At 59.2% G+C, this 24,870-nt stretch carries 28 protein-coding genes and 1 pseudogene; 8 read left to right on the top strand and 21 right to left on the bottom strand.

Annotated elements, in window-relative coordinates:
- Positions 1 to 88: 88 nt before the first annotated feature.
- On the bottom strand, positions 89 to 349 hold the full coding sequence (locus GSQ83_RS31480; RefSeq protein ID WP_371418051.1) for an aminotransferase class V-fold PLP-dependent enzyme: 261 nt from the start codon (positions 347 to 349) through the stop codon (positions 89 to 91).
- Positions 350 to 460: 111 nt separating this feature from the next.
- On the opposite strand from GSQ83_RS31480, the gene GSQ83_RS31475 reads away from it, so the two are divergent.
- The 6 genes from GSQ83_RS31475 (at position 461) to GSQ83_RS21840 (ending at position 4,584) form a co-directional block, all read left to right on the top strand.
- Positions 461 to 679, top strand: coding sequence for a hypothetical protein (locus tag GSQ83_RS31475; RefSeq protein ID WP_371418050.1), 219 nt, complete (start codon positions 461 to 463; stop codon positions 677 to 679).
- A 422-nt stretch (positions 680 to 1,101) separates the two neighbouring features.
- Complete coding sequence (locus GSQ83_RS21860; RefSeq protein ID WP_158804994.1) at positions 1,102 to 1,422, top strand: ribbon-helix-helix domain-containing protein; 321 nt, start codon at positions 1,102 to 1,104, stop codon at positions 1,420 to 1,422.
- Positions 1,423 to 1,542: 120 nt separating this feature from the next.
- Positions 1,543 to 1,929: a cytochrome c family protein gene (locus GSQ83_RS21855; RefSeq protein WP_216850482.1), complete on the top strand. Its 387-nt coding sequence runs from the start codon at positions 1,543 to 1,545 to the stop codon at positions 1,927 to 1,929.
- A gap of 15 nt (positions 1,930 to 1,944) precedes the next feature.
- Positions 1,945 to 2,340 carry a VOC family protein gene (locus GSQ83_RS21850; RefSeq protein WP_158804992.1) on the top strand — a complete coding sequence of 132 codons (396 nt, stop codon included), beginning with the start codon at positions 1,945 to 1,947 and terminating at the stop codon, positions 2,338 to 2,340.
- An 80-nt stretch (positions 2,341 to 2,420) separates the two neighbouring features.
- Positions 2,421 to 2,969, top strand: a complete 549-nt coding sequence (locus GSQ83_RS21845; RefSeq protein WP_158804991.1) for a gluconate 2-dehydrogenase subunit 3 family protein — start codon at positions 2,421 to 2,423, stop codon at positions 2,967 to 2,969.
- A 49-nt stretch (positions 2,970 to 3,018) separates the two neighbouring features.
- The gene (locus GSQ83_RS21840) at positions 3,019 to 4,584 is read left to right on the top strand and encodes a GMC family oxidoreductase (protein ID WP_216850480.1); all 1,566 of its coding nucleotides are present in this window, start codon (positions 3,019 to 3,021) and stop codon (positions 4,582 to 4,584) included.
- 556 nt (positions 4,585 to 5,140) lie between these two features.
- On the opposite strand, the gene GSQ83_RS21835 is transcribed toward GSQ83_RS21840, so the two are convergent.
- The 4 genes from GSQ83_RS21835 to tnpB form a co-directional block, all read right to left on the bottom strand.
- A complete protein-coding gene (locus GSQ83_RS21835; protein ID WP_158804990.1) occupies positions 5,141 to 5,893 on the bottom strand; it encodes an ATP-binding protein in 753 nt (250 codons plus the stop codon).
- A 132-nt stretch (positions 5,894 to 6,025) separates the two neighbouring features.
- The gene (locus GSQ83_RS21830; RefSeq protein WP_216850478.1) at positions 6,026 to 6,310 is read right to left on the bottom strand and encodes a hypothetical protein; all 285 of its coding nucleotides are present in this window, start codon (positions 6,308 to 6,310) and stop codon (positions 6,026 to 6,028) included.
- Positions 6,259 to 7,989, bottom strand: coding sequence for an IS66 family transposase (tnpC, locus tag GSQ83_RS21825; RefSeq protein ID WP_158804989.1), 1,731 nt, complete (start codon positions 7,987 to 7,989; stop codon positions 6,259 to 6,261). The genes GSQ83_RS21830 and tnpC overlap by 52 nt, the downstream gene beginning before the upstream one ends.
- Before the next feature lie 63 nt (positions 7,990 to 8,052).
- On the bottom strand, positions 8,053 to 8,400 hold the full coding sequence (tnpB, locus tag GSQ83_RS21820; RefSeq protein WP_158804988.1) for an IS66 family insertion sequence element accessory protein TnpB: 348 nt from the start codon (positions 8,398 to 8,400) through the stop codon (positions 8,053 to 8,055).
- A 113-nt stretch (positions 8,401 to 8,513) separates the two neighbouring features.
- On the opposite strand from tnpB, the gene GSQ83_RS21815 reads away from it, so the two are divergent.
- Positions 8,514 to 9,050 (top strand): hypothetical protein, encoded by a 537-nt coding sequence (locus tag GSQ83_RS21815; RefSeq protein ID WP_158804987.1) that lies wholly within the window; start codon positions 8,514 to 8,516, stop codon positions 9,048 to 9,050.
- Positions 9,051 to 9,096: 46 nt separating this feature from the next.
- Here GSQ83_RS21815 and GSQ83_RS21810 read toward each other — a convergent pair whose 3' ends face one another.
- Both GSQ83_RS21810 and GSQ83_RS21805 read right to left on the bottom strand, forming a co-directional pair.
- Complete coding sequence (locus tag GSQ83_RS21810; RefSeq protein WP_158803407.1) at positions 9,097 to 9,366, bottom strand: HU family DNA-binding protein; 270 nt, start codon at positions 9,364 to 9,366, stop codon at positions 9,097 to 9,099.
- Between the two features lie 661 nt (positions 9,367 to 10,027).
- On the bottom strand, positions 10,028 to 10,372 hold the full coding sequence (locus tag GSQ83_RS21805; protein ID WP_158804986.1) for a multidrug efflux SMR transporter: 345 nt from the start codon (positions 10,370 to 10,372) through the stop codon (positions 10,028 to 10,030).
- 439 nt (positions 10,373 to 10,811) lie between these two features.
- Here GSQ83_RS21805 and GSQ83_RS21800 point away from each other — a divergent pair, with 439 nt between their 5' ends.
- A complete protein-coding gene (locus GSQ83_RS21800; RefSeq protein ID WP_158804985.1) occupies positions 10,812 to 10,949 on the top strand; it encodes a hypothetical protein in 138 nt (45 codons plus the stop codon).
- A gap of 354 nt (positions 10,950 to 11,303) precedes the next feature.
- Here GSQ83_RS21800 and GSQ83_RS21795 read toward each other — a convergent pair whose 3' ends face one another.
- The 14 genes and pseudogenes from GSQ83_RS21795 to GSQ83_RS21730 form a co-directional block, all read right to left on the bottom strand.
- On the bottom strand, positions 11,304 to 12,176 hold the full coding sequence (locus GSQ83_RS21795; protein ID WP_158804984.1) for a hypothetical protein: 873 nt from the start codon (positions 12,174 to 12,176) through the stop codon (positions 11,304 to 11,306).
- A 21-nt stretch (positions 12,177 to 12,197) separates the two neighbouring features.
- The gene (locus GSQ83_RS21790; RefSeq protein WP_216850476.1) at positions 12,198 to 12,593 is read right to left on the bottom strand and encodes an FAD-dependent monooxygenase; all 396 of its coding nucleotides are present in this window, start codon (positions 12,591 to 12,593) and stop codon (positions 12,198 to 12,200) included.
- Between the two features lie 136 nt (positions 12,594 to 12,729).
- Complete coding sequence (locus GSQ83_RS30085) at positions 12,730 to 13,152, bottom strand: enolase C-terminal domain-like protein (protein ID WP_216850474.1); 423 nt, start codon at positions 13,150 to 13,152, stop codon at positions 12,730 to 12,732.
- Between the two features lie 377 nt (positions 13,153 to 13,529).
- Complete coding sequence (locus tag GSQ83_RS21780) at positions 13,530 to 14,552, bottom strand: sterol desaturase family protein (protein ID WP_158804983.1); 1,023 nt, start codon at positions 14,550 to 14,552, stop codon at positions 13,530 to 13,532.
- A gap of 147 nt (positions 14,553 to 14,699) precedes the next feature.
- Positions 14,700 to 15,536 carry a carbohydrate ABC transporter permease gene (locus tag GSQ83_RS21775; RefSeq protein WP_158804982.1) on the bottom strand — a complete coding sequence of 279 codons (837 nt, stop codon included), beginning with the start codon at positions 15,534 to 15,536 and terminating at the stop codon, positions 14,700 to 14,702.
- Positions 15,533 to 16,495, bottom strand: a complete 963-nt coding sequence (locus GSQ83_RS21770) for a carbohydrate ABC transporter permease (protein ID WP_158804981.1) — start codon at positions 16,493 to 16,495, stop codon at positions 15,533 to 15,535. The genes GSQ83_RS21775 and GSQ83_RS21770 overlap by 4 nt, the downstream gene beginning before the upstream one ends.
- Positions 16,492 to 17,727, bottom strand: coding sequence for an ABC transporter substrate-binding protein (locus GSQ83_RS21765; protein WP_158804980.1), 1,236 nt, complete (start codon positions 17,725 to 17,727; stop codon positions 16,492 to 16,494). The genes GSQ83_RS21770 and GSQ83_RS21765 overlap by 4 nt, the downstream gene beginning before the upstream one ends.
- Positions 17,728 to 17,749: 22 nt before the next feature.
- Positions 17,750 to 18,856 (bottom strand): ABC transporter ATP-binding protein, encoded by a 1,107-nt coding sequence (locus GSQ83_RS21760; protein WP_158804979.1) that lies wholly within the window; start codon positions 18,854 to 18,856, stop codon positions 17,750 to 17,752.
- A 370-nt stretch (positions 18,857 to 19,226) separates the two neighbouring features.
- Positions 19,227 to 19,967, bottom strand: a complete 741-nt coding sequence (locus GSQ83_RS21755) for a carbohydrate ABC transporter permease (RefSeq protein ID WP_158804978.1) — start codon at positions 19,965 to 19,967, stop codon at positions 19,227 to 19,229.
- Between the two features lie 83 nt (positions 19,968 to 20,050).
- Positions 20,051 to 21,007 carry a carbohydrate ABC transporter permease gene (locus tag GSQ83_RS21750; RefSeq protein ID WP_158804977.1) on the bottom strand — a complete coding sequence of 319 codons (957 nt, stop codon included), beginning with the start codon at positions 21,005 to 21,007 and terminating at the stop codon, positions 20,051 to 20,053.
- Positions 20,986 to 22,278, bottom strand: a complete 1,293-nt coding sequence (locus GSQ83_RS21745) for an ABC transporter substrate-binding protein (RefSeq protein ID WP_158804976.1) — start codon at positions 22,276 to 22,278, stop codon at positions 20,986 to 20,988. The genes GSQ83_RS21750 and GSQ83_RS21745 overlap by 22 nt, the downstream gene beginning before the upstream one ends.
- 29 nt (positions 22,279 to 22,307) lie before the next feature.
- Positions 22,308 to 22,445 carry a hypothetical protein gene (locus GSQ83_RS21740; RefSeq protein ID WP_158804975.1) on the bottom strand — a complete coding sequence of 46 codons (138 nt, stop codon included), beginning with the start codon at positions 22,443 to 22,445 and terminating at the stop codon, positions 22,308 to 22,310.
- Positions 22,446 to 22,477: 32 nt separating this feature from the next.
- The gene (locus tag GSQ83_RS21735; RefSeq protein WP_158804974.1) at positions 22,478 to 23,107 is read right to left on the bottom strand and encodes a FadR/GntR family transcriptional regulator; all 630 of its coding nucleotides are present in this window, start codon (positions 23,105 to 23,107) and stop codon (positions 22,478 to 22,480) included.
- 1,212 nt (positions 23,108 to 24,319) lie between these two features.
- Positions 24,320 to 24,870, bottom strand: a pseudogene (locus GSQ83_RS21730) (transposase); the annotation flags it as partial.

Raw genomic sequence — 24,870 nt, 5'->3', positions numbered from 1 at the left:
AACGCCAGATGTATGGCCGCGGAAAGCTAGATCTCCTTCAGGCGCGCGTTATGGGCTCCGCGTAAGCCCAACATCCATCAAAAGTGAGTCAGAGCCCAAACTTCCACGCCGATCTACAGTCAAGAGCTAACGCGCCGCACAGCTGCGCACCGTCTACGTAAAGCAAGGCGCCGAAATGACTAGCGACTTCACGCAAAGCGGCTATGTCCACCCGATAGCCGGAGGCGGACTGAACCGCAGAGACCGCGATCAGGCGGGTGTGCTCATCCGCCGCTACCGCAAACTGATCGGCCTTGACGGCTCCGTTTTGGAATGGAAGCAACCGGATCTCGAAGCCCGCCGACCTCAATTGCAGAAACGGGAAAAGTGCAGACGTATATTCTCGAGCCCCTATAACGATGTTGCCACGTCTAGGACCTACGGACCTTTCCGGCTGGGTATCTTGTCAAGGCCTTTGGGTGTGATCGCAGTTCTCGGTGGCGTCTTCATCGTCGGGGTCGGACTACAGCCTTCAACCGCCATCCTGATCAGCGACTTTATAGGCATTCTCGTTCTACTGTTGGGTGGTTGGTTCGGCTTCGATAAGCGGCGTTTCCCTGGGCCGCCGACGACTGATTCCGCGATCCGTGATCGTCAGCATGAAATCATGCGCGAAGAGGAGGCAATCAGCGGCGCATAAAATCGCGCGGCGGATCATGCCAAGCGGGGCGGCTGGGTAGTTCAATGAACTGAGACCACAATCGCTCCAGCTACCCAGCGTGTGGCGCCGTCCCGGAAACAGTCGGCGCTGTCGCGACCTCCGACGATCCGTTGGTGTACGATCGTCGGAGGGCCCGGGATGTTCGCGCTCAGGGGGCCGCGTCGCCCCGTTGATCTCCGCGCTGACCAGCAGGACGCGGCGGCTCAGGCACGGGTAAAGCGCTGCGCCGTGTCGTTTGGCGACTCTGTTTTAACGGTTTGCAACCGCCCTCGTCGCCACGAGCGGCGATCCCCTTACCGAGTTGCCACTCTTCGCGTTTCGGCGCCTTCTTGCACGACAAGAATCGCGGGGTGCCGGTGCCGGTATCCTGCACAAAAACGTCGAGAAGCGGAGGAGCATCCATGTGTCATCTATTCAAAACCCAGGATCCACAAACCTATCGGGCCGAGACCAAGCCGATCCGCCTTCATGGCCATTTGACCTCGATACGCCTCGAGAGCGCCTTCTGGTCGATCCTCAGAGAGATCGCCGAGCATGAGGGGCTGAGCCTCGCACAATTCCTAACGATCCTTCACGACGAGGTCCTGGAGCGGCACGGCAAGGTGGCTAACTTCGCCTCCTATCTCAGGGTCACCTGCCTGAAATACCTGAGGAATCTGGAGCTGTACGACGCCCAGGTCCTTGGGAGTAAAAGAATCCACGAAATGGTGGCCAGTACATAGCCGGATACTACCTAGGCGCCTGGCCGTGCGTTTAGGCTCGGCTTCATGAGAGTTGAGTCGCCTGGTAGCCTGCCATTCCGCCGCGCAGCCGCCCGTAAGGCCAGAGCCCGCGCGGGCGTCTTGAGCGCGGCCGGCTTGGCAGCCGCGCTGGCGCTATCTCCGTCCGACGCACGCGCGCAGATGGATCTGCCGACCATGGCCCCGACCACGCCGAATGGCGCGACCCTATTCCGCAATCAATGTGCCGCCTGTCATACCATCGCGCAGGGCGCGCCACCGGGCCAAGGTCCCAACCTGTTTGGCGTCGTCGGGCGTAAGGCAGGCAGCAACAAGGGCTTCGCCTACTCGCCGGGCTTCGCTAAGGCGGATTTTGTGTGGAATGAGCCGCATCTCGATGCTTGGCTGACCAATCCCCAGGCTGTCATCCCCAACGCGATCATGATGTACAGCCAGGCCAAGCCTGCCGTCCGACATGCGATCATCGTCTATCTTGAAACACAAAAGTAAGCGAGGAGCGCGGCAGTGGCACGGATGATTCATTCTATGATCCGCGTTCGCGACGAAACGGCCTCCGTGGCCTTCTACGCGAAGGCACTGGGACTGCGCGTCGCCAACCGTTACCCCTTCGATGGCTTCACCTTGATCTACCTACGCAACGACGAACAGACCTTCGAGCTTGAACTCACGGTCAACGCCGACCGGACGGAGCCCTACCAACTGGGAGATGGCTATGGCCATCTTGCCGTCTCGGTCGAGGATGTCGAGGCGGAACACGCGCGCATGGTGAGCGAGGGTCTGTCGCCCCAGCCGCTCAAGACCATGCCTCTCGAAGGTGTTGAATTCGCGCGGTTCTTTTTCGTCGCGGACGGGGACGGGTACAAGATCGAGGTTCTGCAAAGGGGCGGGCGCTTCGAATAGGCGCCCCTCGCAAGACCGGGCGAGGATCAACGTGCCGCGCCGCTGCAAAGACGGCGGGCGGAAAGGCCAGGGGAAGTCCAATGAGACAAGTCGAGAAGCGGCTGCAAATTGATCGTCGTCTGTTCCTGCGCGGTGCCGCCTCGGCGGTGCCCGCTGCCGCAGTCTTGGCGGCGGGTGTGGGAACGGCGGGGGCTGCCTGGGCGGATGATGCGAAGGCGCTGAAACAGGCGACACTCGTCACCCTCGCCCATATGGCGCGGGACATTTACCCGCATGACCAAATCCCTGACCGCTTCTACGTCGCGGCCGTCACCCCTTTCGATGCGAAGGCCCAGGCCGACGATGCGATGCGGCTCATGTATGAGGACGGTGTCGCCCGTCTCAACGGCGACGCGCAGGACCGCTTCAAGACAGCCTATATCGACGTGCCCGAAGAGAGCGACCGGGTTGTGTTGCTGACCGGGATCGAGCTTACGCCATTCTTTGGCCATGTCCGGGGTGGTTTGGTCGTGTCGCTCTACAACCAGCCTGAAATCTGGCACCGCTTTGGCTACGAGGGATCCTCGTCCGAATTCGGTGGTTACCTCCATCGCGGCTTCAACGACATCGACTGGCTGCCGGCCGTTTGACGTGCGGGCGACCCGATTTCAAGCACAGCGATAGTCAAGGCATACAATCATGGCATTCGACCTCAACGACGGCAGCGTCGTCGTCATCATCGGCTCAGGCTCGGGTGGCGGAACTCTGGGCAACGAGCTTGCGCAAAAGGGCGTCAAGGCCGTCATTCTCGAGGCGGGATCGCGGATCGAGATTCCCGATTTCGTCAACAACGAATGGGACGCCTTTACCCAACTCGCGTGGAAAGACATGCGGACAACGTCGGGCAACTGGCGCGTGGCGCAGGATTTTCCCAACCTTCCCGCTTGGATCGTGAAAGCGGTCGGCGGCACCAGCGTCCATTGGGCGGGCGCGTCCCTGCGCTTCCGGGATGACGAGTTCCGCGCGAAGTCGACTTATGGCGGGCTGCAGGGCGCCAATCTTCTCGACTGGCCGATTACTTTGCAGGACCTGGAACCCTATTACGCGCGCGCCGAGGACAAGATGGGCGTGACGCGGACCAATGGCATCCCTGGTCTTCCAGGTAACAACAACTACAAGGTGATGGAGGCCGGGGCTCGCGCGGTCGGCTACAAGGATGTCAGCACCGGGCGGATGGCGATCAACAGCCAGCCGCGCCATGGTCGTGGCGCCTGCCAGCAGATCGGCTTCTGCTTCGAAGGCTGCAAATCCGGCGCAAAATGGTCGACCCTCTATACGGAAATCCCGGCTGCCGAGAAGACCGGCAACATCGAAGTGCGCCCGGACAGCATGGTGCTGCAGGTGGAGCACGACGCCAGCGGCAAGGCCTCCGGAGTGGTCTACGCTGATGCCAATGGCACTCACCATCGCCAGAAGGCGAGGGTGGTCGCGATCGCGGGCAATTCGCTGGAGACGCCGCGCCTGCTGCTGAACAGCGCCACGGCGATGTTCCCGGATGGCTTGGCCAATTCCTCCGGCCAGGTCGGCCGCAACTACATGCGGCACACGACGGGCAGTGTTTACGGCATCTTCGACAAGCCAGTGCATATGTATCGTGGCACAACGATGGCCGGAATCATCCGCGACGAGCAGCGAAACGATCCCTCACGCGGCTTCTTCGGAGGGTACGAGATGGAGACGATCTCGCTGGGTGTTCCCTTCGCGGCCGCTTTCTACAATCCCGGTGCCTGGGGTCGCGGCTTTACCTCGCTGATGGATGATTATCCGAACACGGCCGGCATTTGGATTGTCGGCGAGGACATGCCTCAGGAGACCAATCGCGTGACACTGGACGGAACCGCCAAGGACAAGTTCGGACTACCCGTGGCTAGCGTGCACTACGACGACCATCCCAACGACGCCGCAATGCGTGAGCACGGCTTTAAACAGGGGAGCAGTGTCTACGAGGCAGTGGGCGCCACCCGCGTTTTGCGGACGCCTCCCTATCCATCCACTCACAACCTCGGCACGAGCCGCATGAGTGCTCGGGCGCGTGACGGCGTTGTCAATAAATGGGGTCAGACCCACGATATTCCCAATCTCTTCGTCTCGGATGGCAGCCAGTTCACCAGCAGCGCTGGGTGCAACCCGACGCTGACCATCGTTACCCTGGCCATCCGCCAGGCCGACCATATTGCCGACAGCATGAGCAAGAACGAGATCTGAAATCTTGATCCCGGCTTGATGCCACAAGACGCTGATTGGCTGCGGCAAAAGTGCCCTGCCGTCAGCGCCTTGGGCATGGTTGTCGGTCAACACAGCGCAAGGGCGATAGTGCCGAAGGGATTTTCCGCGGCGCCGAAACGCGCGGCGGGGGAGGGCGGTGGGCGAAGCAGTCTTGGCCAAATGCCGCCGCGATGCGATCGTGAACTGTCCGCAGGCGGTCAAGCGCCGCGGCCTCCGGCCTCACCGACGCCGCCGCATCAAGGGGATAGCGTCGGGCGGTGTTAGCGGCGGCGAAGATCCGGCCATATTCGGCGGCGAGGCGCTTCAGGTTTGAGCATGACGGAGATGTTTCCGCGCAGATTGGCATGACAGAAGTCGAGCGTTGGCGCGTGCGGATTCGAGTTGGGTCTGGAACTCATCCTGGATGTGGAGCCTGTATCGGAATCAGGTCTGGTCTCGAGACTTTTGATCAGTTCGATGAGGCAGGGGCGATCCGGGCGGCAAGGATTGGAGATCTCGATCTAGTCAAGTTGTAAGCTGGCTCGGTAGCTGGTCGTCACGAGGTTGGTGCCCGGCGCTGACGCGCGCGCTGATCGGCACGTTCGGTGGCTTCCTTGAGGCGGTAAGAGTCGCCGTCGATGGCGATGACTTCTGCGTTGTGCACGAGGCGATCGACCAGGGAGACGATGCAGGCGGCGCCTGGGAAGACCTCGTGCCAGTCGGAGAACGGTCGGTTGGTGGTGACCAGGGTGCTCTTTGTCTCGTATCGCCGGTTGATCAGTTCGAACAGCATATCGGCGTGGCGGTTGGAATAGGAGAGATAGCCAACCTCGTCGATGACTAGAAGCGCTGGAGCGGCATAGTGGCCGAGGCGACGTCGAAGGGCGGAGGCGCTGTCGATCGCCGCCAGATCCCCGAGCAACTGGCCGGCACTGGTGAACAGGACAGTGTGGCCCTGCAGAACCGCCTGGTGGGCGATGTTGCGCGCGATCGTGGACTTGCCGACGCCGTTTGGACCGACGACGACAGCGTTGCCTGCGTCCTTGAAGAAGTCGAGGCCCATGAGGGCGTCGATGGCGGCGCGATCGCATCGCGTGGGCCATATCCAATCGAAGTCGGCGAGAGGTTTAAACCGGCCGATCCTGGCGTCCTTGAGACGCCGTTCGAGGCTGCGACGAGCCCGTTCGCTCTCCTCCCAGTCGAGCAGACTAGCCGCCCAGCCGGCGTCGCGAGCCTCGGCCCAGTGGGCAAGAAGGCCATAGAGGCGCAGGCGCTCTGCCCGCTGGCGCAGGTCCTCATTCGTCGGCATCGGTCTGCTCCTTGAGCTTGTCGTAGGGGGCGAGACGAGCGGGACGGACCGGTTGGTCCTTGTCCAGCACGTGCTTAGGCAGGTGCGTGGGGATTAGGGTAGCCATTCGGCGTGGGCCGCAGGCGAAGATGGTTACTCAAATAGGCCGGGGTTTTCACGGCGCATTTCGAGGAGGTTTTTGAGCTCTTCAACGCCATCCTCGGTGAAGGCCATGATGGCGTCCTCGCCGATACCGTAGACCCAGATGACACCGTCTTCAGTGTCCAGGCCGATGGAAATCTCATGCAAGAGATCTTCGTCGACGCCAAGTTCCTGGGCGACGGCAGCGATGACGGTGACGGCGTGAACCTTGTTGCGCTGCATGTTCAGGCGGCGGCCGCGATGGATGCCTCTTTGCGCGAGGTTTTCCAGTTCCAAGGAAGCAGATCATTGATACGCGAAGCTGGGTGGGCGGCAATGCGGCCGAGTACATCAGTCAGCCAGGCGTGAGGATCGACGCTGTTCATCTTGCAGGTGACGATCAAGCTATACACGGCAGCCGCACGCTGCCCACCGCGATCGGATCCGCAGAAAAGCCATGAGCGGCGTCCAAGAGCGATGCCTCTGAGCGCTCGCTCGGCGGCATTGTTGGACAGACAAACACGGCCGTCGTCGAGGAACAACGTGAATGCGGGCCACCGCTTCAGCATGTAGTTGATGGCTTTGTATAGGTCGTGGGTGCGAGGAAAATTATCGCGCTTCTCCTCGAGATAGACGCGGAGGGCCTCGACGAGCGGCAAGCTCCGCTCCTGGCGTAGGGTGCGGCGATTCTCTGTGCTTTCTCCGTTGATCTCCCACTCGATCTCGAAAAGGGCATCGATCTGGCGAACCACCTCAAGAGCCATGGGCGACACCACAACAGGCTTCTTGCCCTTCGCCTTGCGCCGAGCGGTCTCCTGGAGATCCGCATTGATGAAGAATGGGCGCCGGGCATGGCTCCAACACCCAGCCTGTTGGATCTGGCCGGGTTTGCGGTCTGGCGCATAAAGCTTGCCATAGCCGGAGAATGCGTCAGCCTGGAAAATGCCTGACCACCGGGCGAGATGCGCCTGCGGGTGGTCGCCGGTTCGATCCCTCGAATAGTAGAACATTGCCGCCGGTGGACTGGCCCCACCGAAGGGTTTGTCGTCGGCAACATACACCCAACATCGGGCGATATCGGTCTTGCCGGCGGCGAGGACAGGGACAGTCGTATCATCGCCGTGGAGCCGCTCGGCCGAGAAGACGTGGCGCTCCAGCGCAGTCAAAATAGGAGCTAGGGCATGACAGGCCGCGCCGACAGCATCGGCCATGGTCGATAACGGAATTGGCACGCCCTCTAATTCATAGCGTTCACAGAGCCGGTTCAGGGGTTGGTGGGCGCCGAACTTCTCATACAGGATCATGGCCAGAAGGCTGGGGCCCCCCTCCGCTGACATTCCACCGGCTAGCGCCGGCGGAACCTTGGCCAGCTTCGCCCATCCTCGGGGAATTACATGGAACGGTGCGGGTGTCTGGCTGACCTTCTCGCAATCACGACACGTGAACTTCTCCCGCACGGTCTCGATGACTTTCCACTGCCGGGGAATGGATTCCAGCGTACGGGTCACGTCTTCGCCGAGCCTGCGGAGCCGGTTCCCACCGCAGCACGCGCAGGCTGTCGGCGGGTCGATCACCACGCGCTCTCTGGGCAGGTGGTCGGGAAAGGCCGTCCGTGCCTCGGGGCGTTTGCGCACGAACGCCGCCACGGTCGTGCTTTTGGCAACAGCAAGCTCCGCCGCGATCTCATCCTCGGTGGCAGTTGCCTCCAATTCTTCGAGCGCGAATTCCATCTGATCTTGAAGCTGAGCCGCTCGCTCCTTGCGAGGCCCGTAGAGCTGACGCTCCAGCTTGGCGATCCTCAAGGCTTGATGCGCGATCAGAGCCTTATCGTCGGAGGTCATGGCCTTGGCCACCGCCAGCTCGGCCACGGTATCGAGATGCTTCTGCTCTGCCGCCAATGCTTGGGCGCGGGCTGCCGTCAGCGCCTGCCTCAGCGCCGCAACGTCATCCGGACCGTCGTTGAACTCAGCATCCATGGGTCCAATAGAAGCATATCTCCGGGTGCTTGTGTACTTCGAAGCAGAGTGTGCGAAGGATTGTTAACCGGCAGATTTGGGGCGCCAGCTTTGCTGGGGATTACGCCAGTCGATGCCTTCCAGAAGACAGGAAGCCTGCGATGTGGTCAGCGAAATCACGCCGTCGGATGCCGAGGGCCATATGAAGCGGCCCCGATCCAAGCGCTTTGTATAAAGCGATGTACCAACGCCATCGTGCCATAAGCATTTGATGAGCGAACCACTGCGGCCACGGAAAAAGAAGACGTCGCCCGCAAACGGGTCCCGTTTGAAATGTTCCTGCACCAGCAGCGAAAGGCCCGCCATCCCTTTGCGCATATCGGCATGTCCACTTGCGATCCAAATTCGAACGCCACTCGGAACCGGAATCATCGTAGCGCCGTCAATGCGGCCGCAACCAAATTGGCAGGCGCCGATGCAGATACCACCATTTTAATTCCGCCAGACAACTCGATCACCATCGCAGGGCAAACATCACCCTCGTCTTGGCAAGAGCCATCGCCAATGACGGCTTCCACAAAGGCCGGAGGCATCTCGAGGCGTCCTATCATCCGGCACTACCGTATCGCGCAAGGCGGGCCGGAGGGGCGTGGCTCGGCCCGGCAACCGGCTGGGTGTTTCCTCTCGGAGCAGAGCAGGCGCTGCGCACGCTCTGCCAGGACATCTGGGCTGTCGATGGCGATATTGCCGCCATGGAAGACACGGTTGACCTTCAAATCACGGTCGACGAGCGCGTGCCCTATCGCACGGTGTTCGAAGCGCATGAGACGCCAATCTATCTCGTGGGACGCGAGATCGCTGCGTCGCTGAGGAACCTGCGTGGTGCTCGTCCAGGTCGGGGCGTTAGGTTCCTGACGGGGAAGCCAGGATGCATTACATCGCCAAGCACCTGGTCGACGTCTATTCCAAATGGCGCCGTCTTCCTAATACGCGATGTGCCGCGCTGCGCCATCGGCCGCTTCCGGGAAGCGGTCAGCGACGCAGGCCATGTCGAGGAGGGGGCTCCTCGCACGGAAGGCTGACTACGGTCTGAAGCGTGGAGGCAGAATCTGGCCGGAAAGTCTGGCGCTAGACCAGCTTCTTGAGCGACGGTGAGACTTTGAACCTAACGGTTTTGCCGGCTTTGACTTTGACGGGCTCGCCGGTGCGCGGGTTGAGCGCCTTGCGGGCCTTCGTTTTGGCGACGCGAAACGTGCCGAAGCTCGGCAGGGTAAAGCCACCCGATGTCTTCAGCTCTTTGACAATGGCATCTATGAGGTCGGCTGCCGCCCGATTTGCAGCGACGCCGGTAAGCTCAGCAGAGTCCTGCAACACGGAAGCAATGAAGGCTTTTGACATGATCGACAATCCTTAGAATCTTTGAGACGTAACATTTGCCCCAGATGGCCTCAGAAGTTCAAGTGACAGACAGTGGATTGAGCTTTACTCGGCCTGCATATTGTTAGCTGCTCCGTGGAAGTTAGGCGATATCAATGGGGATCAACGTCGGCTGTTCGACGACATTGCCGACTTTTCCTCCGCTGTCGGTTTAGCCACGCGTTTCCGCAAGTCCTGGCTTCGATAGCCGTTCGAGACTCGCTGCAGCTACTTGGTCGGCGAAGCAGCGCCGTTCGGGCTTCGCGACTTTTCTCGAATCTTCGGCGGAGCTGGTCCAGACCAGACACTGGCCAGCAGTTTGTACGCCAGGACCCTTCCAGTGCCGCGCTCATCCATTGGGCATTGACCCAGCCAGATGATCGACTAACGAGGCCTAAGCACCCGCCGCAGTCTGCACCGCCGGACGCACGGCGCCGGCCGTCATCAGACCTGGGCCCGGCCAGATCCGATGACGCCGAGACACAGCGATAGCGCTCGATCGGCAAAGCCGGCCCATCGGCTCGGCAACAACTCCAATACCATACCCCATCCGCATTGGGGCCGTAGCGAATTGCCATGCGGTGCACCAACAGCCGCGTGGGCATCACCGTGGATCGCTGCCTCACGACCTCGGAAAGCCTCTTCAGTGCTCAATGGACTTTGAGAAGACGTTGACCACGATCACGCCCGCCAAGATGAGACCAAGGCCGATTAGGGCGGCGGCGTCAAGGTTTTGCTTGTAAAAGATCAGGCCGACAAACGAGATCAGCACGATGCCAAGTCCGCTCCAGATCGCATAAGCGATACCGATGGGCATCGTCTTGATCGGGATCGTTAGAAAATAGCAGGCCGCAAGATAGCTGATTGCCGTCAAAAACGTCGGCAGTATCTTCGTGAACTGCTGCGTCTGTTTTAAAAACGAAGTTCCTAAGACCTCGAAAATAATTGCGACAGCCAGCGCGCCGTAGATTAGGAAATTACGGCTCATCAAGCCATTCTGGGGGACAAATGGACGCCTTCATAGGCCTTCTTCCGAGAGGGTGGAGGCGCTAGCGGATCGCCAACAATCTCCTCGCGAACGAGCGGCATGCGGCGGCGGAGGCTTGCGCTAGACGCGCGCTTCGCGAAGTTGGACGCGGAGATCGTAAGGCCATTTCGGTCATCCCGAGCAAGCGGGGTGGTAAGGGCATCATGGACGACCTCGGCGACAAGTTCCGCAAAATCCTCGATCGCGCAATGTGCATGTCCTCCCGTGCATCGCTGCGGCTCCAACAAAATCCGAATGCCTCGCCTCTGTTTGCTTTCGGAAATCCACTAGTTCGTTGTAATCATGAATCTTTTGGCTGCACTGCGACGCCGAGACCCTAGCATAACGGCCTGCCACCGCTGTGGGTGCCTCAAGCCTTGCTAAGGGCTATCATGTTGGCATGACCGATCATCCCTCAGATACCTATCCCGCATGGTTGAAAGTCGGCGCGGCTGCGGTCTTCGGCCTGCTCTACCTTGCGCGACCCGTTGCGATAGGTCTCGGCAGCGCCTTGGGCCGGGTGATCAAGCCGACATGATGACAAGCAAAAACCCCTTCAATTGCTCCAAGGTGCTTGTCGTCAGCGGGTAGGTCTCGCGGGCGTCGGGGAGGATCGGCGCCCAGGTGGTGCGACATTTCTTCGGTAGGAAGGAAACTTGTCCTGGACGCCGACAGCTTTACTTTTGGGTAAGTGGTCGAGAAGCGACCATCTCGCACCTCTGCCCACAACAGCAGGGTACGGGACACCCGGCTCCAACAGGATGCAGCCTGTTGACCTCGGCTCGACTATGCCACTCACCCAACCAACCAGGACTCACGTTACATCGCTAACCCTCTCCCCCGGAGCCCTAGGAGGCCACATCAACACTCTTGATCGTTCGACATTCCATAATCAATACGTGATAGGTCCCTTCTCGTGTGTTGATGGAGCGAGGGAGGAGCGGCCTTTCGGCCTCGTCCATCCGTTAGTAGCAGGCAGGGTAGCTGGTCTCTTATGCACAATGAGCGCTCGCACCAGAGGCTTACTCCTCATCTCGGCTCTGTAAGGCCGGGGGAAACAGGACCTCCTTTTCACGGCGGAGTGCCACGAGGCGGTCATTCGCGAGATCGAGCACCACATCGTCATAGGTGAGGTGCTCGCCTTCGAGACGGCTCGTTTCATTGAGGCACCTCGCGCCAGGGCGAAGAGAAGAAAGTTGCCTCGACTCACGATGCGCGCCTTTTCCACACGCCCCGCGACGCAGAGGCCGCCGATCTCGTCGATGACCTCACCCTCGAGAAGATCCTTCTTCGTGAGCGCCATGACGTCGGCGTAGCGCTTGCCGTTTGTCAGAGGGGCTATGGTCACCTGCCGATCTATGACTGCCATGGTAATAGAGATCGGCGCCTGGATCGCCACGTAATGATAAGGCGTATAAAAAATGCCGACCGTCGACTTTCCTGTCGGCGATGGAGGTAAATGAGCGCCAGCTGCGCTACCGAGCGGACTCCTCTCGTCCACCAGGTTGCCGAGACCAGACATTGAATTCATAAACACCCGCTGCAGTTCATTCCGAATTCGCACTACGACGAAGAACCAGACAGGCTGGACGTGGGGGCCTTCGGCCGGGATGATACGTTCGACGACACCGGTGCGACTAAGGATGCCGCCATGTTCGCGGCTGTCGAGAATTTGGGTAACACGCTGTGCGAATTCGTTAAAGGTGGCTGCCGGTCGATGCATTCCGCAGATATCGGGCTCGAGCCCGGTCGCGTTGGCGATCAATGCAGCATTCTTCGTTCGTCTTCACGCGGAGTGACGCCGCCAACCATTCGCCGAACCGTAGATGCAATGCCGGCTCGCGGGCTCGTAAAGCAGCCGGGCAAGATCACCACGCAGTATCTCCATCTCTGCGGTCGGCCCGTCCGCGCCCGGTTCGGCGACGACCTTCGCCGCTATCCGACCATGCTCGTCGACCCAGGCAATACCTTCCTCGCCGGTGCCGGCATCGAGTGCTGCTCGTTCCAGTCCCATGCGCCGCAGAACTTCGCGCCCGGACCCGCGCACGTCGACATTCTGACCGCCATCGCGGAACGCCGGCGCACGCTCCACCACAGTCACGTTAAAGCCGAAACGCCTCAGCCACCAAGCGACGGCATTACCGGCGATACTCGCGCCGGTGACCAGGATGCGACCCATCATCTCCCTCTTGATCAGAAAGCCTCAACATGGCACCGAATTTTGTAGGCTCCACCACCACCTAACAGCGGCGAACGTCGTATCAAGCAGGATAACGTCGACTGCTGGATTAAAAACTTCGCGGAAACCTGCTCGGAATTCACCACGACCGTGTTGGTCGCAATAGGAATGCGGACGCCCTCTCGCACTCGGCGCATGCCGCTAAGCCCCAGGCAGGGTCCTCGTAGTAGTCATTGTTTAGGTCCTCGATCGCCCGACCAAAGCGCAGAGCCTGTTCAACACTGAACGCAGCGTTGGGATCGTACCGCACGCTATCTGGACCGAGAGCCTTAGCCCACGCCCTATACACTTCTAATTCGTAGTCCGGCGGAAACACCGCGCCCTTCAGCTCGTGCGAGGTGAACCCGCATCGCCTTTTCAAAGCTAGAGTGTCGGAGATCAGCTGATCCGCCGTTCGAACTTCGCGATCGCCACTGCCCTGATTCGGCAGGCGGAAGAACATGTAACTGGCAAATGGAACGGTATCCCGGACCTTGCCGCCGAGAATGTCGTAGGCGGGCACGCCGAGCGTCTGCCCGATAATGTCGATAAACCGAATTCGAGGGCAGCATGCAATTGCGTGCGGCTGTTATAGAGACTTGCTGTCGATTTTGTTATTGAAGCGCATTGCTTCGAGCTGAAACGAGTCATGTCCGACCAGGTAGGCCTTCAGCCACAAACGCGGCCTCAGCACTCTCGCCGCCGCCGCCCATTTCACCGAGTCCGATGAGGCCTGTGTCGGTCTCAACCTCGAGGATCGTGCGTACGAAGCGGCCCCAGTGGGCTCCATTGGAATGACGCAAAGGAGCCTCGAGCGGGACTGTGACAGTCGTGGCGCGGATGTCTATTATTTTCGGGCGTCTCGAGGTTCTCCTCCTTATGCCCTTCTCCCCGTTGTGACTATGATTTCATATTCGGCAAGATGCGGCGGTTCATTCTTTCCGTCGCCTCGTCCGACCCGTCATGAAATGTCCCGAAGAGGAGATCGGTAGGGATGACGCCGGCACTACCGTAGTTCACCTCGAAGTATTTGTGGTGAAGGTAGTGGTAATAGTCATCGGTCTTCACGGTAACGCCGTCGCGTAGGACGACCCGTTCAAAACCGACATGGCCCTGCGCGGGGGCAAAGCTTAAATGCTGAAGCTCGAAGATGACGTGCATCGGATGCGACGGCACCACCCAGTGAAGCAGCACCGCGGAGTAATAGAGTAGGTGTTCCACCGGATGCATCGCGAGGCCCGACCAGGGACCGATATTGACGTTGTTGTGGTGCAGGCTGTGAACAGCGCGGTAAAGCGGCGGCCAATGGATCATACGGTGAGTCACATAGAAGTGCACATCGCGCCACATGGGAATGGCGAGAAAGAGCAACACGAACCAGACCGGATGCCTCTGCCAGCTGAGATAGGGGAGCCAGCCGTTCGCCTCGCCCCAGAAAGTGATAATCTCATAGGCCGTCCAAATCGGCACGGCACTGATGAAGGTCCAGAAGATATTGTCGAGAACCTGGTTGTTGAACAGGAAAATGTTGGTGCCTTTCGCCGGCCAGCGCGGATGGTATTTGAACTCCTGCCCCTGCGCCTTCTGGATGTAGAGACGGAGGTGCCAGCTTCCTGCGATCAGAAATAGGAGGCCCGCATTGCGCGCCAGGATCAGTGCCATCCAGGAGAGCTGCAGATGACGCATCGTCGCAAGGTTCGGCGTGAGGCAGAACCAGGTAAACGCGGCTATGAGCAGATAGAGCAGGTTCCACGGCAAGATGTAGCCAGGAAAGCCGAAGAAGACCTTCAGCGCCGCCCTTGGCCGCGGCGGCCAGACCAGAACTTCTGCCTGCCGCAGCAGCGTCCCCGGCCGCCAATGATCCCGCCGCTCACGCTTCCTTGCGGCACGCGAGGAAGCACCCTCCAAATCCGTATCCGACATAGCCGAAACTCTCCCTAAAGACGACCATACGTCGTGCCTTTGCCGGGAAGGATGCGCCAGTAAGCGCACCACAATCCGCTCTTTCTAAGAGCATTCTACTCCCCGCGCTTTTCCTGTTGCAATCACGATCCTCCGTGGCGCCAGCGATCAGGCATGCACGCTGAGCGACAGGCCTTGCATGAAGTAACGGCGCAGCAGCAGGAACACCGCGACGGTCGGGAGGCTGGCCAAGACTGAAGCGGTGATCACGAGATTGGGTGTGGTTCCGGCATAATTTCCCTGAAAGACCATGAGCGCATTCATCACCGACCGTTGCGCCGTCTCCGTCGTCAAAACCATCGAGAAGATGAGATCGTTCCAGATCCATGTGAATTGCAGGAGAAAGAGCGCGATGAGCGGGCCGGTACTGTTTGGCAGGATGATCGAGCGGAAGATGCGGAAATGCGAGCAGCCGTCCATTCGAGCTGCCTCGTCGAGATCCCGCGGAATCTGGCCCATGTGGTTTCTAAGGACGAGGGTGGGGAAGGGCACGCAGATCGCCATATAGGCCATCAGAAGGCCGAGGCGCGTATTGAGTAAACCGAAACGTGCATAGCCCTGGAACAGCGGAATGAGGTAGATCTGGAAAGGGAACACGGTGCCCGCGAAGATCACCATGAACCAGGTGGTGCGCGCAGGAAACACAATCCGGGCGAGCGCGTAAGCCGCCGACGCCGCGGCAAGCACGGCTCCGCCCGCGCCAAGCACGCCATAGCCGAGCGAGTTCAACATGCCCTGGCCCATCTGCGTCTGCGCCCAGGCAGCTTCGATATTGCCTGGCAATGACGAGAGAGACGGCGGTAGGGAGAGCGGTGTGCCGGAAAGGTATTGGGCCGTAGACTTGCAGATTGTGGAAACCGCATAATAAAAGGGCACGAGCCACAAGACGGCGAGCGTGGCCGCTCCGGCGAGCGCAAAGCGGCGGGAGGAGCCGGCAACACTCATCGGATGCGGCTCTCCACGCGCTGCTGCAGGATCACCTGCAACAAGGTAACGATGAGGGCAATGCCACCTAGCAGCACGGCTATGGCAGCGCCATAGGCCCAGTGGCCAGAACGGAAAGACTCCCAGTATTGGTGGATGGCGAGCGTTAGGCTTGACGGATTAGGATAGTCGCGCCCCATGACCCAGACAAGATCAAAGGTCGTAAAGCCGGCTATAATAGAGATGGTCGTCACCACCAGCACCGTCGGCATCAGCATAGGCAGGACGATGTGGCGGAAGATTTGCCAGCGGGATGCGCCCTCCACTGTCGCCGCTTCAATCGGATCACGCGGCAGTGCAGCTAGGCCCAAAAGGAGAAGCACCATGACAAGACCGGTCGTTTGCCAGACATAGGCGATGATCATGGCTGGGGTTGCGGTCGAGGCTTGGTAGAGCCAAGACTCCGCGAAACGTCCGGCGCCCACCTGCTTGAGGATGGTGTTGACGACCCCATTGTCGGCATAGACGTAATACCAGATGGCGCCGATCGCCGTGGGGGCGACGAGGCGTGGCAGGAAGAAGATCGTCTTGAGGAACTCTTCCCCCTTCAGCCCGCGCAGGAGCACAGCCAAACCCAGGCCGATCAGGACCGGCAATACGAGGGAGGCGATGACCCAGACAACCGTGTTTGAGGCGGCCGCAGAGAAATCCGGATTGTTGATCGCATGCCGATAATTCGCCAAGCCGACGAACCGGTTGAAGCCTTTGAAATGCGACCATCCGGTGAAGGAGATAAGGATGTTGTAGACGACGGGCGCAAGAAGAAAGATGCTGACGAGCAGGAGTGCCGGCGCCATGAAGAGGATGGCGGAGAAGTAGTCCCGGCGGCGGACCGCGCGCTCTTCCGCTGTCAGCCGTACCGGGCGGCGGGCAGCGGCTCCGCGGGGGGGAAGCGCCGGAAGTGCAGGAATTCCGCTCACTTATTATTCGCCCAATAGTCCTTCGCGGTGTGTTCGATACTGTTCATGCATTGCTCGGCGACAGCCGGGGTAGGATTGACCATGAACTTGTTGAACTGCTCGACCGCGGGCAAAACAATGTCCGATGGGGAGGCTTCCCAGTACCGGGTGATAAGCTTCGCATGCGTCGCCGTCACCGCGTTCGTGAGGCTCGCGACCACGGGATTGGGCTTGGGCACTTTGGGATCGCCGGTGTTGAGCGACGCGTATTGCCCCCAGGCCACACCTGCCTCCGGCGTCATCCACCACCGGGCGAAGCTCATGACATCGTCCTTCTTCGCTCCTGCGCGGGAGATGACAAGGGGCGACGCCTCGATAATGATCGACGGCTGTAGGCTCTTTTCCACATTCGGCATAATGAAGGCGTCAAAATCTTTGCCCGGCTGCAGGCCATCCTGCATCAGATTGGCGTAGGCCCAGTCGCCGATAAGATACATAGCGGCCTTGCCACGGGCGAAATCGAGGAATTCCTCGTTAGAGGTTGCGGGCGTAAAGAAGCCGCGTTGATATAACTCACCCCAGAGAGCGAAGACCCGCTTCACGGGGGCACTCGTATAGCCGATCTTACCGGCATTTAGCTGTGCATAGGCATCCGGATCCGTGCGGATCAGTAACTCCTCGAACCAGATGAACCCGCGCCAGCCGTCTTGTATCGTAGCGTTGAAGGGGGTGATGCCGCTCGCCTTCAGCTTCGCGGAAATTGTCATCAGTTCGTCCCAACTCGTGGGCACAGTGACACCTGCCTTCGCGAAGAGGGCTTTGTTATACGCCACACCCCAATAATTGACCGTAAGCGGCACACCATAGACGTGGCCATCAACCGTGAGGAGATCGGCGACCGACTGTTCCGCTTCACCAGAGGAGATCGCTTCATGCCAGACGTCGTCGAGTGGCGCCAAGGCATTGGCCTCGACGAGTTCAGCGAGCTTGGTGCCGTTCCACCAACTAAACATGTCGGGTGGGCTTCCGGCCTGCACGCCGCTCGCGATGAAGGCCTGATACTGATCAGTGGCATAGGGTGTGGGCGTGAAAGGGTGGCCCTTGCTCGCAGCGAAGGTCGCCATTTTCTTTAGGAAATCTTGCCAGAAGTATTTGTCATGATAGAGCTTCAGGTCCGTCGCGGCTAAGCCTTGGCGGAATTGGCCGGCAAGCGCGGCAGCGGCGAAGGCCGCCAAGACATCCCTACGTTTCATTGGGTCCCATCCAGCTTCATTGTTAAGTTTGACCGGGAGCGGACGCACGGCGCAACGACTCTCCGCTCTTCTGATCGAAGACGTGAATACGATCGAGATCGACGGCGAAGCGGAGCACCTCGCCCGGCGCGACCGGGCGCGGGCGATACATCCGCGCCACAGCCTCACTCTCCGCGAAGGGCATGACGATGAGCGTCTCATTGCCAAGCGGCTCGGTGAGCAATACCGGCGCTTCGAAGAAACAGGGACGAACCGGTAGAGTGCCGTGTCCTTCCACAACGAGGTCCTCCGGCCGCAGACCCATGGTGACCTCCGTCCCCTCCGCGAGATGGGCGACGTGGCCGGGCAGCTGCAGCGCAGTGCCGTCGGCCAGGACCATCCTATCCTGTTCGACCCGACCGTCGAACATGCGCATCGAGGGCGCGCCAATGAATCCGGCCACAAAGCGATTGGCAGGGCGCTCAAACACTTCCAGTGGCGAGCCAATCTGCTCGAGGTTCCCGTCGCGCATGACGACAATAGTATCGGCCATCGTCATCGCTTCGGTCTGGTCATGCGTGACGAAAATCACGGTGGTGCGCAAGGTCTGATGCAAGCGCTTGATCTCAATGCGCATGGCGGCACGCAGCTGCGCATCGAGGTTGGACAGTGGCTCGTCAAACAGGAAGACGCTCGGTTCGCGTACGAGAGCGCGGCCGATCGCTACTCGCTGGCGTTGGCCGCCGGAGAGCTGCGAAGGGCGCCGCTCCATCAGATCCGACAAATGCAGCATCTCGGCTGCCGCCGTCACGCGCCGGACGCGATCCGCCAGCTTTGCTCCGGCTACGCGCAGGCCAAACTCGAGATTGTCGCGCACAGTCATATGCGGATAGAGGGCGTAGCTTTGAAACACCATGGCGACACCGCGCTTCGCGGGTGGCCGCGCCGTGACATCCTCGGATCCGATGTAGATGCGTCCGCCCGAGGGCATCTCGAGGCCCGCGATCATACGAAGCGTAGTCGACTTGCCGCACCCGGAGGGACCCACTAAAGCGACGAAGGCGCCATCCGGAATCGTGAGGTGCAGATCTCGGATCACCTGCGAACCGCCATACCACTTTTGCAAGCCTTCAATGGTCACGCCAGGCATGGCAGCCTCCGCGTTCTCGTCACGCGGATCATCAGGAAACTCGAAAGACAGCGAATGGCTCTAAGACAGTTCAAATAGGCCCCACTTGCTCGGTTCTGCGGCCAAGCTCGGTGGAGCACTATCATGGTAAGAAAGGTTGTCAACGGCATTTGCGGCCGACTACGATGACGAAAGTCCGCGTAAGCGATTTGTAACAGATCTTAATTTTCAGCGCCGTCGATCGTGCCGGAGGCCGCCCCTTTGGACGATGGAAATCGGCCACTTTCCGTTGAGTCGGCATAGTCATCCCAGTCCCCCCGTCTCTGTTGCATACGGCGCCCAGCCGGACGCTCACGCTCTTCAACGAAAAATCGGGGCGCGGGCGCATTGCTTATTTTACGGCGCCCAACGCGAGACCCCTGATCAAGAAGCGCTGAAGCCCGACGGCTAGCAACATGATGGGCAGCGTCGCGAGCAACCCCGCCGCGGACAGTTTTCCCCAGTCGACCGCGAGGAAGCCGACATATTGTGTCCCTAAGAAAGCGGGAAGTGTCGTGACATTCAGACTGGTCAGAGTGAGCGCGAAGAATAGGTCATTCCATGACAGGATGAAACCAAGTGCCGCGACCGTGATGAGGCCCGGGACCGCGAGCGGCAGAATGATGACCCCGAAGGCCCGCAGGCGGGATGCCCCATCAATGACCGCAGCCTCCTCCAGCTCGCGCGGCAAGGCTTGAAAGAAGCCTCGCATAACCCAGACGACAACCGCGAGGGAGAGAAGAACGTGTGCTATGACGACGCCGACATAAGTGTCCAGCAGACCGATGTGGCGATAGACCTGGATGAATGGGACAATGATGACAATGGCCGGCAGCATCTTGGTTGAGAGAATGAAATGCCCCAGCTCCTTACGGCCCGGGAAATCGCATCGGGCAAGCGCATAGGCGAAAGGGACGCCAGTCGCGAGAGCTATCGCGACGCTTCCCATGCCGATGATGAGACTGCCAAGTAGGGCACTGCGGAACCCATCCGAACTTAATACCGCGCCGTAATTCGCGAGCGTCGGTGAAAAGATGAAGCGAGGTGGGAAAGCAATCGCTTCTATGGGCGTCTTGAGCGACTGCAGAACCATCCACGCAATCGGTGACAAAAATACCAAGGTGCATAGCCACAGCCAAGTATACGCCACCAGCCTTGCGAAGGGGGTGGAATGCATTATTCGACCTCTTGGCCGATAAGGTCCCCGATGCGGCGGGTGGCAAGCATCGTCGCTATCAACAGGAGCACGCCGATGGCAGCTGTGGTCCGCGGCTCATAGAACTGGAAGGCCTGCATAAACGCTCTTATGACAAGCGTTTCTGTCGCGCGCCCAGGTCCGCCCTTGGTGACAACAAAAATCGTGTCGAACGCTTTGAAGGCATCCATCATGCGGAACAGCAGGGTGACAAGAAGAATGTTGCGCAGAAGGGGAATGATAACCATGCGCAATGTCTGCCATCGCGTGGCGCCATCGATCAGCGCGGCCTCGAGCGGCTCACGAGCCAGGGACTGAAAGCCTGCATGGATGATGAGGAAGCAGAAGGGCGTCCATTGCCAGGCATCTATGAGGATGACAGTGGCAAGCGCCGTATCGGCCTGGGTCGCCCAACCCGGTCCATGCACGCCCACCACGCGTAACAGGGCGTTGACGACGCCGAGGGCGGGGTTGAGCATCATGCTCCAGGTCAGGCCAGAGACAACCGGCATCAAGGCCATGGGCAGAATCAGGATCGAAGAAAAGAAGCGGCGTCCGGCGCCCACAAACTCCATCGCATATGCCAGTGAAAAGCCAAACAGGAAACTAATAGCGGTCGAAGCGCAGGTGAAGATGAGCGTGTTAGTAACTACTTGGGCAAATCCGCTGGCTGTAACGATCGCAATGAAGTTGCCGAGGCTGGCGCCCCCTTTGTCCGAGGTAAAAGCAAGTATGATTGTGTAAATCAGGGGGTAGATCAGGAGTGCGAGTAGCACGACCGTCAGTGGCAGCGTAAGGATCAGGGCAAAGCGGCGCATGTCGCGCGACGCGGAGCTACGATGACGCGCGAAATGCCTCGGCCGGAAGAACTGGGCAACGCTCCGCTCACGAGGTTCCGAAGCGCTCGTCGTCATCTTCAGGCTAAGATCTTTTGCCACTGTGACTCGACCGATTTGAGGCTCGTAGCGGCAGTACTGTCGCCGGTAATTACCTGCTGGATGGCGACACGCAGGGGGTCCATCAACTCAAAGAACTTTGCATTCGCGGGAAGAATCACGGCGCTTGTCAGGGAGATCTTCACGGCGTCCAAAAAGTCGGCCGCATACATCTTGCTCGCGTCTGATGTGCCATAGACCGAGGCGCGCGGCGCCAAAACGCCCTTACTCTGCAGAAGCGCCTGCACGGGCTTTGACGTTGCCCATTGAATGAAGAGCCATCCCGCGTCTTGCTGCTTCGAAGCGGCTGCCATTGAGAGCGACCAATAATGCGAGCTCCCGTGCCGTCCCGCCGGCCCGGTCGGAAAGGGTGCGGCGCCGATTTCATTCGAGACGGTAGACAGCGTAGGGTCTTTGATACGGCTATAAATGACGGATGAATCCAGGAACATGGCAGCTTGGCCAGAGAGCATCGCCGTGTTTATTTCATCCCAGTCATAACTCGTGACGCCTTGTGGCGCGTCCTTGGCGAGATCCGCATACATTTGAAGCGCTTCGATGTCCTGTGATGAGTCGATCACTGGCTTCAAGTCAGGGGTCAAGAAGTCTCCGCCATAGGACTTCACGACGCCATAGAATGGCCACCAGGCATAGGTCCCCCCTCGTAGTGTTATTCCGCTGATGTTTCCCGCCTTGCCAATTTTATCGGCGGCGGCGAGCAGATCATTGAAATCTAACGGCGGCGCGATTCCCAGCTTGGCGAGCACGTCCTTGCGATAGATAAGGATCTGAGCTTCAGCTGTAATGGCGACACGATCGGCGTATTTGCCGCCGATAGTGGCAATCTGCCGAGCTCCGGGGAAAAAGTCCTGCCAGTCATACCAGTTCTTGTCGGTCAGCTTCGGGTCGTTCATTAGCGGATCAAGCGCCGCAGTCCACTTCGCCGCCTCGTAGCGCGGCGCGTCGTAATACTGAGACATGAAGACATCATATTCGAAAACGCCGGCCGATAAGTCCGCGGCGACTTTTGTTGCGTATTGGTCCTCCGGCAATTCGCTCAACTGGACGTTGATGCCTGTCAAACCACGGAATTGATCAATCTCGGGTTCAATGGCCTCCTGCCAAGGGTGCCGTGCCATGAACACATTCAACTTGGTGCCGGACTGTTGCTTCCAGTTGATCGAACCGAAATTCGAAGTTGCAGCCGAGGCTGACGATAGCTTGCCCAATGCGCAAACTGCCGCCGTGGCAGTCAGAAACTCCCGTCGTTTCAAAGTATACCTCCCGAAGAGTCGATTATGTTTTAATAAAGCACTACCATAGCCTCGTCGGCAAGGTAGTTCTCCAGATGGACGACAATCTGCTCGACACCCAGCTGCTTTGCAAAGGTAGAGTTATCCGGCGTCAGAAGATGTCGGTAGAGCCCGAGCCCGATTTTCATTGTCGCCCCTAGCCAGCGCCGACGGTTCGTCGTTAGGTCGTGCCTCTCAAAAAGCGCCGTCCAAAGTCCATGTGCGCTGCAAGCCGTTCAACATAAACTTTAAGAGCACGGGCCTCGAGCGCCGCAAGAATGTTGATGTGTTGCTCTATGGCTGCGCTCGTTCCATGCGTACCTTTTCCTATCTCCATTAGCCGTTTCATCGGTTCCGCAAGAACACGATAACTGCGTGAAAGGATTGCATTGCCGGAAATCTCGACAATCGCCAGATGGAACTCGTAGTCCCAACGTGCCTGCTCCCGAAGGTCTCCTGTCGCTTCCATTCTCTTTATGAGAACGCGAAGCCCCCTGAAATCCTCGTCTGATGCCCGCTCAACGACTGTACTCGCAATGCCAAGCTCGATAAGTTTCCGAAAACCCTGAATGTCCTCGAAGACTGTCGGGGTGATCTGAACTCCTGCGAAGGCGATGCCCAAAATGGCGTCTAGATTGGCATGCTGGATAACTGTACCCAGCCGGGGGGCGCGTCTCACCACGCCGAAAATCTCTAGAACTTTTATGGCTTCACGGAGCGTATTCCGTCCGACCTCGAATCGTTGCGCGAGTTCGCGCTCTGGGGGCAATGCATCCCCTTCCTTTAGGATTCCTTGTTCAATCATAGACATGATGGACGAGACCATGTGATCAGTATGACCTTGCCGCCGCACTGGGCTGATGGGAAGTACGTCATCCTTTTGTTCTGGCCGATTGTTTACTCGGCGAGCCTTCAATAGATCTTCCTTAACCTGAGGTTATTCTTAGCCGCCGGGGGCCGTCTTACCAGGTTACCTATCGTTCGGGCGCACGCGGCCTGCGACCTCATGGTCTCAAAGCGGCTAGTCGCTGACACCTTCAGTATCTCTCCACCCAACGAGCCGGACATTTTCTTGGTTGGGCCAAAGAACCATTAGTTTGATCGACAGATGGCGTCAAGCTTAACGTGGCGCATAGAGAGGTCGGCGGTAGAGGGATAACCAGCGAAAGGTCTCAGGACACACGTAGCGGTAAGAGATCTCGTTTTCACCCGGATGATCGCGGCGAGGTTCGACGGCTCTGCCGACTTAGAAACTTGAGGTCAGACGCTGGTTGAGGCGGTGATCGGCTATCGCGGCTGATCCTCCTGCCCAAGCCAAACCCGGTTACTTTTGACTAACTAACTAACTAAGCGCATTGCATAAACCGAAAACCGGCGCAGTTCTGGGCCAAGCGACATAGAATAGAAATGGACGTTATTCGATTCGTTTGGGGCATGGTTGATCGTTGGCGGCATTCTGCTTGCGCGAGAATTCTAGGTGATTGGCATCAACACGCGATAAGGACCCTCGTGTGTTGACGAAGATCAAAACCAACATACGCGGCGCAAGAGCGTGATCAACACGCAATAAGTTTCCTTCTCGCGTGTTGATCGTCAGCTTGCTGCTTTACGGCGTCAGCGCTCACGTTCTTGAGGTAGGCACCCACGTTTTCTGGGGGGGGGGTGCGTCAGGCTCAGCGCGACTGATCATGGTCAACCAGAAGATGCCCCAGCTCACGATGCAGAAGATCGAGATCAAATTTGTCAGGCGCTGTGCCGTTGGAAGCAAGCGCCAGCACGGCAATTCTCCGGTCGTCCCTCCGATCGATATCGAATTCTAACATACAAAATGTATATTCTTTCCGCGCAGCTCTTATATAAATCTCATAGGCAGCGAAGTTCCGCGTCATAAACGGCGACTGAGCGAGGCAGAGATGTTGGACTTCTACATTGCTCGTGGAGAAGCAAATTCCGAAATGGAGGAACAGCCGCCCTCGAGCACAGCATCTAGCGAACAAATCTGAACGCAGCGAAGCACGACCATGGGATTTTCGTCGGGTGGTTTGGGCGCTCGGCCGCGTCGGCCCTTCTTGGCATCATAGACCGCTTTCTTCGTCTCATAGGCCGGTCGCGCGGCGTCCGCCGCGGCCTTTGCTTCGGCTTTTAGGCGGGCACAGGCAGAATCCAGCTTGGCCTTGAGCGTTTCGCGCCGTGCCAACTCCTCTGGCAGTGCCTGCGGATCGCAGCCCTCGGCGTCGTCCACTTCGGCCTGCGTCATCAGCCCTGCGATGTCGGTCGCGAGCTTTGCCCGCAGCGCCTTGATCCGGTCGTAGCGCACCGAGCGTATCTTTGACGCGTCAGCATCGATCTTGGTGCCATCGATCGACACCGTGCCGAGCCGTAGCAGCCCAGCCTCTCGCGCCAGCAGCAGAACTTGCAAGAACGCCGCCTCGACGGCCGCCTTGTTCAATCGCCGGAACACCGCGATGGTATCGTGGTCGGGATGTAAACTGGCCGCAATAAAACGCAACCCGATGTCACGATACGTCGCCCGCTCGATCCGACGAGACGGAGAAAATACCGTGTAGACCGGCG

The sequence above is a fragment of the Acidisoma sp. L85 genome, from assembly GCF_009765865.1.
Lineage (GTDB): Bacteria > Pseudomonadota > Alphaproteobacteria > Acetobacterales > Acetobacteraceae > Acidisoma.
The sequence above is the reverse complement of the archived record's forward strand: the minus strand, read 5'-3'. Positions and strand labels throughout refer to the sequence as shown.